Genomic DNA, 14,523 nt, shown 5'->3' with positions numbered 1-14,523 from the left:
GGGGTGGCTTAGATCGCTGCCAGGATTTTGTCGGCGCCCCTGGCGAGTAACTCTTCGGCCAGGGCGGTGCCGAGTGCCGCGGCATTGTCGCGGGAGTCTGAGCCTTCCGCGCGGATCATGCTGGCGCCATCCGGACTGCCGACCAGGGCGCGCAGGCGCATCTGTTCGCCGTCGAGCTCGGCGAAACCGCCGATGGGTACCTGACACCCCCCATTGAGACGTTTGACCAGTGCGCGTTCAGCCGCAAGTCGGTCGGCGGTGTTGCGGTGATGCAGTGGCTGCAGCAGGGCTTCGAGCTCGGCGTCGCGGCGACTCTCGATACCAACGGCGCCCTGTCCACCAGCGGGCAGCAGGATATCGGTGCTGAGAAACGCGCGGATGCGCTCCGGCATCTCGAGCCGGATCAGCCCGGCGGCGGCCAGAATAATGGCGTCGTAGTCGCCGGCATCCAGTTTCGCCAGGCGGGTGTTGACGTTGCCGCGCAGGAATTTCACCTGCAAATCAGGGCGCTGTTCCATCAGCTGGCACTGGCGACGCAGGCTGGACGTACCCACCACGGCGCCCTCGGGGAGGGCGTCGAGGCTATCGAAGCGATTGCTGACGAAGGCATCGCGCGGGTCTTCGCGTTCGCAGATGACCGGCAGGTGCAGCCCTGCGGGGAAGTCCATTGGTACATCTTTCATGGAGTGGACGGCGATATCAGCGCGCCCCTCGAGCATGGCCTTTTCCAGCTCCTTCACGAACAGGCCCTTGCCGCCGACTTTTTGCAGCGGGATGTCGAGCACCTGGTCGCCGCGGCTTGTCATCGGCAGCAGCTCGACGGTGAGTCCTGGGTGAAATCGCTCCAGCTCGCGCTTGACGAAGTGGGCTTGCCACAGGGCGAGGGCGCTTTCGCGGGTGGCGATTCGGATGCGGTCGATGGGCATGGGGCCTCGGCAGTTTGCGGAACTCGGGCCGGCATATTACCAGAATGTCGCGGGGCTACCCGTCTGCCTGGCTGCGCAGCCAGTCTTCAAGGAAGATTCGCGCGGCGATCGAGTCCACCGGGTTGTCGGCATAGCTGCCGCGATGGCCCCGCTCGGCGGCTTCCTCCTTGGCTGCGCGGGTACTGAGCCGCTCGTCGACAAAGTCCACGGGCAGGCCGCTGCGGCCGTGCAGGCGGTTACCGAATTTCCGCGCGCGGGCACAGAAGTCGCTCTCAGTACCATCCATATTCAGCGGCAGGCCGACAATCAGCCGGGCGGGTTGCCATTCGGCGAGCAGCTTCATCACGTTATCCCAGTTGGGGATGCCGTCTCTGGCAGGTATGGGTGCGAGCTCGCGAGCGCTGCCGGTCAGGGTCTGGCCGTAGGCGAGACCGATGGATCGCGTGCCAAAATCAAATGCCAGCGCGGTAAGGGGGCGTGTCGAAGGCATGGTGCGGTGCTCCGGCTCAGGCGTGGCCAGTTTGCGAGCCGATCCCCGCGACATCGATACCGTGGCGGGCCGCGGCAGTTTGCCAGCGACGCTCACAGGGGGTGGCGAAGAGAATCTCCGGTTCCGCTGGCAGGGTGAGCCAGGCATTTTCGGCCAGCTCCTGTTCAAGCTGACCACCGCCCCAGCCGGCATACCCGAGGGCGATCAAAACATCGTCGGGACCGCGGCCAGCGGCGAGGGATTCGAGGATGTCGCGAGACGCGGTGACGCTGATATCACGATTCACTTCCAGGGTGGAATCAAACACCGCGCCGGAGCCGTGCAGCACAAAACCCTGCTCCGGTGCCACCGGGCCGCCCAGCAGCACGGTTTCATCCCCGCGCAAGCTCGCGTCCTCCAGCGACAGCTGGTCAAAGACTTCTTTCCAGTGCACTTTGCTGGGGGTGTTGATCACGATCGCCATGGCGCCCTCGGTGCTGTGGTCGCACACGAAAGCAATCGTCTGCTTGAAGCGCGGGTCCTCCATGCCGGGCATGGCCAGCAGGAACTGGCCGCGCAAGCTGGAGTGCGTGAGATCGCTATCGATATTGGATTGCTGCATAGGTTCAGTCTAGGGGTTGTTGTGCCGGATTTCGACAGTGTTTCCCACCCGATGAGAGGGGGATTAACTGCGCCCGGTCAGCCCCGGCTCGGCGAGCTTGCGGCAGCCGTGGAGAATCCGGTCATCTCGAAGCGCCAGGTACGGATGATTTCCAGTCGGTCGGCATTCTGGCGGATCTCGGCGGGGAAGGGTGCGAAAGGCGCGGCGAGGCGCACGATCTGCTGCGCCGCATCGTCGAGCACGCGCTCGCCGGAAGAGTTCAGAATCACCACCTCTTCCACCGCACCGGTTGGCAACAGGCGCACCATCATGCGCAGGCTGCCGGTAATCTGCTTTTGCAGTGCCTCTTCGGGGAAGTTGTCATTGCCCACTTCTTCCACCTTCTGCCGCCAGCTGTGCAGGTAGGCCGCGTCAATCGAGGCCTTGGTTGCTACGGATGTGAGGCGGCGTACGCGCGGGCGCTGGGCGATCGTCTGGCGAATCTTGTCGAGGCGTGCCTGCAGGCTGGCAATTTCGGCGCTCACCTGGGGAATATCACTGGGCGCATCGCCGCGACGTTCTTCGGAGCGCTTGTCCTCCGCGGGTAGCTCTGGCGCCAACGCCGGGCTTTCGCCAATGGTGGTGACCAGCTGGCGGCGCTGTTCCACCGGTCGCGCGACCTGGACCTGTGGCAGTGGGTTGACCTCGCGGATGCTGGTGTCGGCGATTTCCGCATGGCGATCAGTGGACAGTTCTTTCGGGGTTTCGGCGGTACCGCTCGCCTGCTGGTTGTGCTGGGCGAGATAGTCGGCGTCTTCCGGTGCCTGGGCGGTGTGGTGCTGGGCCAGGGTGACTTCCAGCGTCGGGGGCGCCTGGCGCCCCTCGGGTGAGGTAAAGGCGATACCAAAGATCAGCACTGCATGAAATGCACAGGCGAGAAACAGCGCGAACGCAAAGCGGTCCTGTTGCGCGGCTTGGGGCTGACTGGGGCTTGCGAGTGCTGTCATGGTCGGCTGTGGTTACTTCTTGTTTTTGCCTTACCGGTTCTTCCCGATCCAGCCGTCGGGGGCGGATCGGAGGATTAATATGCCAGAAGTTTACCCTTTTTGTGATAGCCGGTCTGTGATGGCGTCCATCAGCTGGCCGGCGATGTCGGTGCCGAAGGCGGCGTCAATCTCGCGCACGCAGGTCGGGCTGGTCACATTGATTTCGGTTAAATAATCGCCAATCACATCGAGACCGACAAACAGTAGGCCCTTTTCGCGCAGGCTGGGCGCTACCTGGGACACGATCCAGCGGTCCCTCTCTGTCAGCGGGCGCGCCTCGCCGCGACCGCCGGCTGCCAGGTTGCCGCGGGTTTCGCCGGCTTCGGGGATGCGGGCCAGGCAATAGGGTACGGCTTCTCCATCCACCACCAGGATACGCTTGTCGCCCTGTTTGATCTCGGGAATAAAGCGTTGTCCCATGATCTGCTGGGTGCCGTGCCCGGTGAGGATCTCGAGGATCGCACCGAGATTGGAGCCGTCGGGCTTGCAGTGAAATACACCGGTGCCACCCATGCCGTCGAGAGGTTTGAAAATCACGTCTTTATGCTCAGCGTGGAAAGCGCGCAGCCGTTCCATGCTGCGGCTGACCACCAGCGGCGGGCAGCACTGCGGGAACTGGGTCGCGAAGATCTTCTCGTTGCAGTCGCGCAGGGCCTGCGGGCGATTGACGACCAGACAGCCCTCGCGTTCTGCCGCTTCGAGGATATAGGTGGAATAAATGTACTCGTTATCGAACGGCGGATCCACGCGCATCAGGATGGTGTCGACGCTGGAGAGCTCGATCTCCTCGGCGGGCCCGAGTTCGTACCACTTGTTGGGGTCATCAAACACTTCCAGGGGGCGGGCGCGCCCCATGGCTTTGCCTGTGTCCAGGTACAGATCGCCCTGTTCAAAGTACACGAGGGAGAATCCGCGATGCTTGGCAGCAAGCAGCATCGCCAGTGTGGTGTCTTTCTTGAAATTGATGTCGGCAATGGGATCCATTACCACGCCCAGGGAATAACTCATGGGGAAATCCGTCCGGCACAAGCGGTTTGAGAGGTTTTCAGTAGCTGCCTAAAGTAAAAGTTGCAGCCCGAGCGTGCAACCATCAGCGTTTTCGCAGGACGCATCGGCGCGGGTCCAGTTCGCAGTCTGGGCCCCTGATTCTCTGGCGTTTGTAGATTCACCGGGTGTTCTGTGATAAAAGATCGCTTTGGTGCCAGACTGCTGTTTTTTGCGGTCGGGTGCCCCGACCCTGCTGAGGTTCACAACAATCAGGCGTTAGCTGCGATAGGCTTGCGGCCGGCAATAAATAAATCAGGGGAACCAACACTATTATGGAACTCAACTTGGAAAGCCTGACCGTGATGGTGATCGACGATAGTAAGACTATCCGTCGCACCGCGGAGACCCTGCTGCAAAAAGCGGGCTGTACCGTTGTCACGGCCACTGATGGCTTCGATGCACTGGCCAAGATTGCGGATTCCCGTCCGGATATCATCTTCGTCGATATCATGATGCCGCGCCTGGATGGTTATCAGACCTGTGCGCTGATCAAAAACAACAGCGAATTCCGCTCTACTCCGGTTGTGATGCTGTCGAGTAAGGACGGATTGTTCGATCGCGCCAAAGGGCGGGTCGTCGGTTGTGATCAATATTTGACCAAGCCGTTTAGCAAAAGCGAATTGATGGGCGCGATCTCTGCGCACGCCAAGCCGACGCACGCCGCTTGATCGCTTTCGCATTTGGCGTGTGATTTTGTTCGCGCGTCGATGTAGAGTAGGGAGGTGAGTTACGGCTCACCAAGGCAACAGCGATAATTGCGGGAAGGGAAGGCCCTCCGGGTGTCAGCCCGCAACATTACAACAAACTGCCGCCTGACTGGCCTGGGGAGGCTTTCAGGAGCGGCTACGCATTCACGGGGAGACCATGGCTAGAGTACTGATTGTTGACGACTCGCCGACAGAAACTCACAAGCTCACCACCATCTTGGAAAAGAATGGCCACGCGGTGCTGACTGCCGTCAGTGGCGAATCCGGTGTGGATGTCGCGCGCGAAGAAATGCCCGACGTCATCTTGATGGACGTGGTCATGCCGGGGCTGAACGGCTTCCAGGCAACCCGCCAGCTGAGCAAAGATGGCAATACCTCTGAGATTCCGATCATTATGGTAACCACCAAAGATCAGGAAACCGATCGCGTTTGGGCGATGCGCCAGGGCGCGCGTGCCTACCTCACCAAGCCGGTTGCAGAAACCAAGCTGCTCGGTGTTATTGAGGAGGTGTTGGCTTAAGCCAGCGCTGTTGATCAGGCGATAGTAGCGTGCAGTCAAACAAGACCCCTTACCTTGCGCTGGTGGAAATAGCCCGGCGTGCGAAAAGCAAGGCCGCGGCCCTGCCGGCCCGGGGTGAGGTAAAGCCTTTCTGGAGTGGTATCGGTTTTTCCCTGTTGGGGCATCGTTTTGTTGCGCCAATGGATGAGGTGGTCGAACTGCTCGAAGTGCCGCCCTTCACGTTTGTGCCGGGCGTTCAGCCGTGGGCGCGTGGCGTCGCCAATGTGCGGGGTCGCCTGCTGCCGCTATTCGACCTGGCCATGTTTTTCGGTGGCCACCTGAGCGGTGCGCGCCAGCGACGCCGTGTCGTGGTGATCGAACACGAAAAGACGTATGCAGGCCTCATCGTTGATGAGCTGCATGGGATGCAGCACCTGGCAGTGGAGGATGCACGCCACGCGCCGGGAGATTTGCTGGAGCCGTTTGCCCCCATGGTGAGCGGCCAGTTTGTCGGGGAGGATCAGCGGTGGCTTGTCTTTGACATGTTGACGCTGATTAACGACAGCCAGTTTATGGATGCCGCGGTCCGCTGAGGTCCGCGGCTTTTGTGCATTAAGAAGTTTCCCATTTTGGGGGGTGGGGTTCCGAGTGGTTGGAATCCTGGGTTAGTAAATAACAAGTGGTGAAAATAAGCGTTGGCCGGTGTTCCCGGCCTGGCAGGAGTAAACTATGAAAACAGGCTCCCAGAGTTCCTTTTCCGCAATGCGCCGAAACCCGGTAGCGCTGGTAATGGGTCTGCTGGTGCTCGCCACCCTGGCGGGCCTGATCGTGAGTATCTACCTGGTACAGACCCAGGGTGACCGCGATAGAGACTACCTGCAGCAGGTGTCCGAGATGCGTGCATTGGCCTACCAGCTTGTGACCTACGCACCGGCGGCAACATCCGGCGACGAAGAAGCCTTCGATGAGCTCGAAGAAGTTGTTCGTCAGATGTCCACCACCTGGAGCCAGCTCAATCAGGCTGATTTGCAGACCCGGCAGATGCTCGATCGCGAACTCGCGGTATACCGCCAGTTGTGGCAGCAGACCCGCGAGCAGGCCGATACCATCCTGAGCAACAAAGACACCATCATCTTCCTGAACGATGTTGCCAGCACCCTGAACGACTCCCTGCCGGAACTTCAGGCTGAGCACAACAACATCGTAGAGATCCTGCTGGCGAACAACGCACCGGCCAACCAGATTGAGCAAGCGCAGCTGCAGGTATGGCGTGCTGAGCGAATTGGTCGAAACATCGACAAGATGCTGCGCGGTGGTGTTGACTCCGAATCAGCTGCCGACCAGTTCAATACCGACGCAAGCCTGTTCGGTAAAGTGGTTGAGGGCATGAAAGGCGGTGACGTGGTGATGGGTATTTCCCGCGTTACTGATGACGAAGCCCGCCAGTCTCTCGATGAGATTAGTGAGCTGTTCGAATTTGTAAGCTCGTCCGTACGGGAAATCTTCGAAGCGACCCCGGCCCTGTTTGCTACGCGTCAGGCCTCTGACGGCATCCTGGCTTCTTCCCCGCAGTTGCTGCAGGCGCTCAACGGTCTGAATGACCGCATCGGCGGCCTGTCTGATGAGCGTCAGCCGAACAACCAGACCATCATGATTGTGGCCGGTGTGTTCGTACTGTTGATCTTCTTCATGATGATTGCCGCATTCTCCGGTACCCGCCGCAGCCTGCGTGAAGAATCTGACACCAACGAGCGTAACCAGCAGGCGATTATGCAGTTGCTGGACGAACTGGCTGACCTCGCTGACGGTGACTTGACCACATCCGCGACCGTGACCGAGGCCTTTACCGGTGCGATTGCTGACTCTATCAACTACACCATTGACCAGCTGCGTGTACTGGTGTCGCGAATCAATGGCGCGGCACAGGAAGTATCCGGACTGTCCCAGGATACCCAGCAGACTGCACTGCACCTCGCCGAGGCCTCTGAGCACCAGGCGCAGGAAATTGCCGGGGCTTCTGCCGCTGTGAACGAGATGGCGGTGACGATTGACCAGGTATCTGCGAACGCCGCCGAATCGGCCCAGGTAGCAGAGCGCTCGGTACAGATCGCCGGCAATGGCGCCAAGGTGGTACAGAACACCATCAAGGGCATGGATAACATCCGTGAGCAGATCCAGGACACTTCCAAGCGAATCAAGCGTCTGGGTGAATCTTCCCAGGAAATTGGCGATATCGTATCTCTGATTAACGACATTGCGGACCAGACGAACATCCTCGCATTGAACGCCGCGATTCAGGCCTCTATGGCCGGTGACGCAGGTCGAGGCTTTGCGGTGGTAGCGGACGAAGTTCAGCGCCTTGCAGAACGTTCCGCGGCTGCAACCAAGCAGATTGAGGGCCTGGTAAAAGCGATTCAGAGCGATACCAACGAAGCCGTAACCTCGATGGAGCAAACCACTACCGAGGTGGTGCGCGGTGCTCGTCTGGCACAGGATGCGGGTGTTGCCCTGGGTGAGATCGAAAGCGTATCGACCAACCTGGCTGCGTTGATTCAGAACATTTCTAACGCTGCCCGCCAGCAGGCATCCTCTGCCGGCCACATCTCCAACACGATGAACGTGATTCAGGAGATTACTTCACAAACCTCTGCCGGTACCCAGGCTACCGCCCAGTCCATTGGTAACCTGGCCCTGACCGCCACCGCGCTGCGCGATTCGGTTGCGGGCTTCAAGCTGCCGAGCACTGAGGAAAATATTGCAGACGATGCCGACGAGCTGTTCGACGTTGATCTGCCTGAGATGAGCGAAGAAGACTTCCCGCTGCTCGACGGTGAAGGCGCAGAGGAAGCCTCTCGCGAAGATCGAGCGCTGGCCTGATATCCGGCGCGGGTGATGTCGTCCTTTCGGGGACGAGCATTCCCACCGGTATGGACACGCGGAATCCCTCCCGGCCGAGTGGTAAAGCGCTCGTGCCGGAGCACAGAAAGAATTACTGAGGACTTGGCGTGAGTCACGACAATCCCAACTTCCAGGCCCTGGACTGGCTCACCGGCGAAATCAACGAGAGTCTTTCGCAAGCCCGACAGTACCTGGAAACTTTCGCCGCCGATGGCAGTGGGGCCGATCCAGCTCTGCTGCATCATTGCCTGGACCAAATTCACCAGGTGCACGGCAGCCTGCACATGGCCGAGCTGACCGGTGCGGCCATGTTGGCCGAGGAAATGGAGCAGCTGTTGCACGCTCTCTCTGCGGGAGAGGTCGAAAACAGCGACGAAACGCGCGAATTCCTGATGCGCGCGCTCCTCGAGCTGCCACTCTACCTGGAAAAAGTCGCCTATCAGCGCCGTGACAATGCGGTGCTTCTGCTGCCCTTGCTGAACGACCTGCGCGCGGTGCGCCGCGAGCGTCTGATCAGTGAAGGTGCGCTGTTCTCGCCCAATCTCTCCGTGCTCGAACTGGTCACTGGTTCGCGCCAGCAACTGCTGCAGGATAATGCGCGCCTGCAGGACCTGGTCGGCAAGTTACGCAAGATGTACCACGTCGCTGCCGCCGGGCTGATTCGCGACGTCAACAGCGGCGACAGCATCACCTACCTGCTCAAGGTCAGCGAGAAAATGTCCCTGCTGTATAGCGGCAGCTTGCGCCAGCCACTGTGGCAGGTATTACAGGGTATTTTCGAAGCCATTTCCGAGAGCCGCATCCATGTTCTGCCGGCCCTGCGACAGCTGTTGCGCCGTATTGATGTGGAATTTCGCCTGCTGCAGGGGCGCGGAGCGGCGGTTCTTGATGCGCCGCTCGATCGCGGCCTGGTCAGCAACCTGCTGTTTTACGTGTATCTCGCGGGTCCAAATGGACCGCGTTGCAAAGCCCTTTACCAGACCTTCGCGCTGGATCAGGCCGTACCAGGCACGCCGCGCCCGGATACCGATGACGCACTGGCGATGGGCCCGGAAGCGATGGGAACGGCTGTTGCGGCTTTGCGCGAAGAGCTGCAGTCGGTCCGCGATGCGCTGGAACCCGGCAGTGCCGGTGTCGAGCAGCAGCCGCTTGGTGAGACTGCCACGGTAGCCAAGCGCCTTGCCGACACCATCGGTGTGCTCGGCCTTGAAGACCAGCGCACCCGTGCCCGAGAAGTTTACGAATTGCTGCGCGATGCCTCGCGCAGCGCCGAGCCGCAAGACCTTCTGATGGAGGTTGCGGGACGCATTCTGGAACTCGATTCCTCACTGGAGCAGGCGGTCAGTCGCCAGAGCCCTTCCCAGCCTACTTCCCCGTTGATGGGAGACGCCACCGATACCGTGGTGCGTGAAGCGCGCGCCGGACTGGAAGGCGTCAAGGAATCCGTGGTCGAATTTATCGCCAGTCACTGGGATGTGAGCTACCTGATTAAAGTGCCGGATGCCTTGCAGGGCGTCGGCGGTGGCCTGGAGATGGTTGGTTACCAGCGCGCGGCGCGGATTATTGGTGCCTGCAATCGCTACATCCGCGAGCAGCTGATTGATGCTGCGGAACAGCCCGACTGGAAAGTCCTCGATACGCTGGCGGATGCCATCACCAGCGTTGACTACTATCTGGAGCGCCGCGCGGAAGGCGTGGAAGACGCGGACATGTTGCTCGCGCTCGCCGAAGACAGTGTCGCCGCCCTCGGCTTCGAAGTGCCGGCAGGTGAGCGCAGTGAGCCGCGCGAACTGGTGGTTGAAAAGGCGGTTGTGCCCGAGCCACCCGCGGAAACGGCGACCGAAGAAGCGCCGGCGATGCCTGTCGAAGAGACACTCGCTGCACCGGTTGCTGAGCCTGAAACGGTTAAAGTGGTCGAAGCGCCGAAGGTCGAGACACCCGCGCCAGCCGAACCAGTGGCGCCCGCCGCTGTGGCAGAAGAAGAGAGCCTGATCGATGACGAGATCCTGGAGATCTTCCTCGAGGAGGCGGCCGAGGTTCTCGAAACTATCGGCGAGTACTTCCCGCGTTGGGCGGCCGATAGTAAAGATGATGAAGCGCTGACGGAATTCCGCCGCGGCTTCCACACCCTGAAAGGGTCTGGCCGCATGGTCGAGGCACTGGATATCGGCGAATTGTCGTGGGCAGTGGAAAACATGCTCAACCGCGTGATCGATGGCAGCGTGAAGCCAGCGCGGCCTCATGTCGACCTGATTCAGCGTGTCATCGATAAATTACCCTCCATGATCGAGGGCTTCCGTACCGGCAGTGGTGATCCCGATCCTGCCCTGACTGCACAGCTGGAGTCCTGGGGTGAGCAGCTTGCTCGTGGTGATATCCCCGCAGATATGGGCGCAGCGCCTGAACCCGCCGCGCCGGTATCGATGCCAGACGCCGCTGTTGAGGCAGAAGAAGATCGTGACCAGCTGTGGGAAATTTTTGCCCAGGAAGCAGAATCCCACCTGGCGGTAGTCGATGGTTTCCTCGATGACATGCGCCTCGCTGCGCCAATTTACGCGGCGCCCTCCGATCCTCTGCATCGCGCACTGCATACCCTGAAGGGTTCTGCGCACATGGCAGATATCACCGCGGTCGCAGAGCTGGTAGCGCCGATGGAGCGCTTCGCCAAAGAATTGCGTACCTACCAGGTTCATATCGATGCGGATATTTTCGATCTGATCCAGGATCTGGTGCTGTACGTGCGCGGTGCACTAGCCCAGATTCGTGCGGGTGAGGCCGTTGCAATATCCAAGTCTGAGCAGTTCCTCGCGCGGACCGCCGAATTGCAGGAGCGGTCCGTCGGCCACCTGATTCGCGAGCGTGAGGCTAACGAGCCGAAGACCGTCGATCCGCAGTTACTGGCTGTGATCATGGCTGACGGCATGAAGGTGCTGCTCGATGCCGACCAGATGCTGGCGCAGTGGCGCCAGGCCCCGACCGATATCGCCATGCTCGGCCCGGTCGTGGAAGAGCTGGCTATTCTCCAGGAGGCCGCGAATCGCGCCCAGTTGCCGACGCTGGCCGAATTGTCCGGACTGCTGTTGCAGGTCTACAACAAGGTGGTTGCCGGTGGCCTGGAGGCTGAGCCTGCGCTGTGGGCGTCACTGGAGCAGGGCCACAATGAATTGCTGGACCTGGTGGATGCGGTCGCCGCCGCCCAGGACCTTCCGGAAGTCAGCGAAGCCGTCGGTGCCGCGTTGCAGGCACTGGTGCAGGATGCCTCTGCGCCGGACGACGAAGAGGATTATGATCTCGCTGAGCTCGGCATCGATAGTGCAGATCTGCCTACGACTTCAGGTGATGGCAGTGAGGCCTATCGCCTGGCGGGCGAGGATGATCCCTCGAGCCTCGAAGAAGTGCACGATGAGCTGCAGCAGGCCGCGATGGTCGCAGATGCCGGTGAACTGGTCGCGCCCTCTGATGAGTACCTGCAGGAACTGTCATTGCTGCCCGATTCCGAGCCTGTCAGCGATACCGATGTTGAGCTTGAGGCATTCAACCAGCTCAATAGTGAAGAAGAAGCCATCGTTATTGAGTCGGCTGACAAGCCCGACGATTTTGACCTCGATCTGAGCTCTGTATTTGTCGAAGACGCGCCCGTTACTCCCGCGCCCACCGTCGGGCACCAGGAGCCCGTGGTTGATGAAGCGCCGGTTGTTGCAGGCGCACCGCCTGCACCCGTCGATGATGCCGCGCTGTCCGAAATTCTTTCCGATATCGACCCCGACGTAGTCGAAGTCTTTATGGAAGAGGCTCTCGACCTGGTTGAAGAGCTGGAAGAGCTGATCCAGAACTGGGAGCAGGAGCCGGCCGACGTCAGCCAGGCCGAAGCACTCAAGCGTGTGTTGCACACCTTTAAAGGTGGTGCGCGCATGGCGGGCCTGATGGGCCTGGGTGAAGTGGCGCACCGGTTTGAAAGTGTGATTGAGCGGATGCCTTCCGGATCGGCACCGTCGGCGGACTTCTTTGCTGACTCGCACGCTATTTACGATCGCATTGCGGCCGGTGTCGATACGGTCCGCGCGTGGATGGGTGGCGAGCAACTGCAAGCGTTTGCAGACCTGCTCGATACCCGCTGGGCCGATACCGGCGCAACCGCAGAGTCTGCGACAACGGTTGAGGTCGCCGAGTCCCAGCCAGAGAAAGCGGCAGGCACGTCTGCCTCTGCGAAGTCGTTGTCGGGCAGCGAAGAAGCCGAGCTGGCGCGTGAGCTGGAAGAGGTGTTGGCGAACCTGCCCACTACCACTGAACCTGCCGTCGATATGCCTCAGGAGGTTGCCTCCACGGCTGTCGCAGCGCCGGCTGCTGCAGAGCAGGCTGGTGCCGGGAATGTACTGCCCTTCGTAAGCCGCAAGGATCGCCTGCGCGAGGGAGAGACCCAGGGGCCGAACCGTGGGCAGCCCCAGGAAATGGTACGTGTCGCGGCGGAATTGCTCGAGGAGCTGGTAAACCTCGCCGGTGAGACGTCGATTTCACGTGGTCGACTGGAAGAGCAGGTCAGTGAATTTGGTTTCGTTCTCGACGAAATGGACTCCACGTTGCACCGACTCAATGAACAGCTGCGCCGCCTCGACACGGAGACGGAAGCACAGATTCTGTTCCGCCAGGAGCAGCTGGCTGAGCAGGATGACAGCTTTGATCCGCTGGAGATGGACCGCTACTCGTCCATTCAGCAGTTGTCGCGCTCCCTGTTGGAGTCGACTTCCGACTTGCTCGAGCTACGCAGTAACCTGGGCAATAAGGCACGCGACACGGAAACGCTGTTGCTTCAGCAGTCTCGGGTAAACACCGAACTGCAGGAAGGCCTCATGCGCAGCCGCATGGTACCGTTCTCTCGCCTGGTGCCGCGTTTGCGGCGAATTGTCCGGCAGGTGAGCTCGGAGCTCGGTAAGCAGGTTGACCTGGTCTTCTCCAACGTTGAGGGCGAGCTGGATCGTTCCATGCTCGAACGTATGGTCGCCCCGCTGGAGCATATGCTGCGGAATGCGGTGGACCACGGTATCGAAATGCCCGATGAGCGTGCTGCAGCCGGCAAGGCGGAGCGCGGTCGTATCAGCGTTGCGCTCGCCCGTGAGGGTAGTGAGGTAGTACTCACCATCAGCGACGACGGTGCGGGTATCAACCTGTTGAAAGTCCGCGAAAAAGCCGTCGAGCGCGGGCTGATGCGCCCGGACGCGGAGCTGTCGAACAACGAGATTCTGCAGTTTATTCTGCATGCGGGCTTCAGTACCGCCGACAAGGTTACCCAGATTTCCGGTCGCGGTGTGGGTATGGACGTGGTTTCCGCGGAGATCAAGCAGATCGGTGGATCTGTCGACATCAGCTCCAACCTGGGTGCGGGTACCGAGTTCGTCATACGCCTGCCGTTTACGGTGTCTGTGAACCGAGCGCTGATGGTGCGCATTGGCGACGATATGTACGCAATGCCACTCAATACCATTGAGGGTATTGTGCGTCTGAGCCCGTTCGAGCTGGAGCACTACTACCAGTCTAAAGACGCACGCTTTGAATATGCTGGTGAACCCTACCAGGTGCGCTATTTCGGCAATCTGCTGGGCTCCGAAGCACAGCCAAAACTGAGCGTGGATGACAGTCAGTTGCCGGTGTTGCTGGTGCGTTCCGAAGGCACCGCCATGGCATTGCAGGTCGATGCAGTGCTCGGCAGCCGGGAGATCGTGGTGAAAAGTCTTGGACCGCAGTTTGCCGCGGTGCAGGGGGTTTCCGGTGCGACGGTCACTGGTGATGGCCAGGTTGTTGTGATTCTCGATGCGCACGCGATGCTGCGTCAGCACGCGGCGCTGTTGGCCCGTCCGGAGACGGTGCCGTCATTGCTGGAACCGGTGGTTCAGGCAGCGCCGGAGCCCGAGGAAGAGCAGCTGCATGTCATGGTGGTGGATGATTCCGTAACCGTACGCAAGGTAACCACGCGCTTCCTGGAGCGTGAGGGATACCAGGTAACCACGGCGAAAGATGGCCAGGATGCGGTTATCCAGCTGCAGGACTTTGTGCCTGACATGATCTTGCTCGATATCGAAATGCCGCGTATGGATGGTTTTGAAGTGGCGCGCCACATTCGGGCCAGTGATCGACTGCGGGATATCCCGATCATTATGATTACCTCGCGTACCGGTCAAAAACACCGCGAGCACGCCATGTCACTGGGGGTTAACCACTATCTTGGTAAGCCCTATCAGGAAGAAGTGCTGCTTGAGGCGATTCGCGACTACACCGAAGTTTCCGCTGAGCACTGACGTGCCGCTGTGGTCGCTGTAGAAATGATGAAAGTTACAA

General features: G+C 60.4%; 10 protein-coding genes. 5 read left to right on the top strand and 5 right to left on the bottom strand.

Annotated features, from left to right (window positions below):
• Positions 1 to 8: 8 nt before the first annotated feature.
• The 5 genes from hemC to gshB all read right to left on the bottom strand — a co-directional run bounded on the left by hemC (position 9) and on the right by gshB (position 4,050).
• Complete coding sequence (gene hemC / locus ACXAD0_RS01375) at positions 9 to 926, bottom strand: hydroxymethylbilane synthase (RefSeq protein ID WP_475086551.1); 918 nt, start codon at positions 924 to 926, stop codon at positions 9 to 11.
• 55 nt (positions 927 to 981) lie between these two features.
• Positions 982 to 1,416, bottom strand: coding sequence for a Holliday junction resolvase RuvX (gene ruvX, locus ACXAD0_RS01370; RefSeq protein WP_475086550.1), 435 nt, complete (start codon positions 1,414 to 1,416; stop codon positions 982 to 984).
• A gap of 16 nt (positions 1,417 to 1,432) precedes the next feature.
• Complete coding sequence (locus ACXAD0_RS01365) at positions 1,433 to 2,017, bottom strand: YqgE/AlgH family protein (protein WP_475086549.1); 585 nt, start codon at positions 2,015 to 2,017, stop codon at positions 1,433 to 1,435.
• Between the two features lie 77 nt (positions 2,018 to 2,094).
• The gene (locus ACXAD0_RS01360; RefSeq protein WP_475086548.1) at positions 2,095 to 3,003 is read right to left on the bottom strand and encodes an energy transducer TonB; all 909 of its coding nucleotides are present in this window, start codon (positions 3,001 to 3,003) and stop codon (positions 2,095 to 2,097) included.
• Between the two features lie 90 nt (positions 3,004 to 3,093).
• A complete protein-coding gene (gene gshB, locus ACXAD0_RS01355; RefSeq protein WP_475086547.1) occupies positions 3,094 to 4,050 on the bottom strand; it encodes a glutathione synthase in 957 nt (318 codons plus the stop codon).
• 311 nt (positions 4,051 to 4,361) lie between these two features.
• On the opposite strand from gshB, the gene pilG reads away from it, so the two are divergent.
• From pilG to ACXAD0_RS01330, 5 genes are all read left to right on the top strand, one after another.
• The gene (gene pilG / locus ACXAD0_RS01350; protein ID WP_475086546.1) at positions 4,362 to 4,757 is read left to right on the top strand and encodes a twitching motility response regulator PilG; all 396 of its coding nucleotides are present in this window, start codon (positions 4,362 to 4,364) and stop codon (positions 4,755 to 4,757) included.
• Positions 4,758 to 4,953: 196 nt separating this feature from the next.
• Entirely contained in the window at positions 4,954 to 5,316 is a 363-nt protein-coding gene (pilH, locus tag ACXAD0_RS01345; protein ID WP_475086545.1) for a twitching motility response regulator PilH, read from the top strand.
• Positions 5,317 to 5,345: 29 nt separating this feature from the next.
• On the top strand, positions 5,346 to 5,888 hold the full coding sequence (locus ACXAD0_RS01340; protein ID WP_475086544.1) for a chemotaxis protein CheW: 543 nt from the start codon (positions 5,346 to 5,348) through the stop codon (positions 5,886 to 5,888).
• A 136-nt stretch (positions 5,889 to 6,024) separates the two neighbouring features.
• Positions 6,025 to 8,172 (top strand): methyl-accepting chemotaxis protein, encoded by a 2,148-nt coding sequence (locus ACXAD0_RS01335; RefSeq protein ID WP_475086543.1) that lies wholly within the window; start codon positions 6,025 to 6,027, stop codon positions 8,170 to 8,172.
• A 128-nt stretch (positions 8,173 to 8,300) separates the two neighbouring features.
• Positions 8,301 to 14,483, top strand: a complete 6,183-nt coding sequence (locus ACXAD0_RS01330) for a hybrid sensor histidine kinase/response regulator (protein ID WP_475086542.1) — start codon at positions 8,301 to 8,303, stop codon at positions 14,481 to 14,483.
• Positions 14,484 to 14,523: the final 40 nt, after the last annotated feature.

The organism is Microbulbifer sp. ABF4_148 (assembly GCF_056158985.1).
This window is presented reverse-complemented; position numbering and strand designations above follow the sequence as displayed.

Coding starts and splice junctions, on each gene's coding strand:
- hemC (WP_475086551.1), bottom strand. CDS start 926: ATGCCCATCGACCGCATCCGAATCGCCACCCGCGAAAGCGCCCTCGCC.
- ruvX (WP_475086550.1), bottom strand. CDS start 1,416: ATGCCTTCGACACGCCCCCTTACCGCGCTGGCATTTGATTTTGGCACG.
- ACXAD0_RS01365 (WP_475086549.1), bottom strand. CDS start 2,017: ATGCAGCAATCCAATATCGATAGCGATCTCACGCACTCCAGCTTGCGC.
- ACXAD0_RS01360 (WP_475086548.1), bottom strand. CDS start 3,003: ATGACAGCACTCGCAAGCCCCAGTCAGCCCCAAGCCGCGCAACAGGAC.
- gshB (WP_475086547.1), bottom strand. CDS start 4,050: ATGAGTTATTCCCTGGGCGTGGTAATGGATCCCATTGCCGACATCAAT.
- pilG (WP_475086546.1), top strand. CDS start 4,362: ATGGAACTCAACTTGGAAAGCCTGACCGTGATGGTGATCGACGATAGT.
- pilH (WP_475086545.1), top strand. CDS start 4,954: ATGGCTAGAGTACTGATTGTTGACGACTCGCCGACAGAAACTCACAAG.
- ACXAD0_RS01335 (WP_475086543.1), top strand. CDS start 6,025: ATGAAAACAGGCTCCCAGAGTTCCTTTTCCGCAATGCGCCGAAACCCG.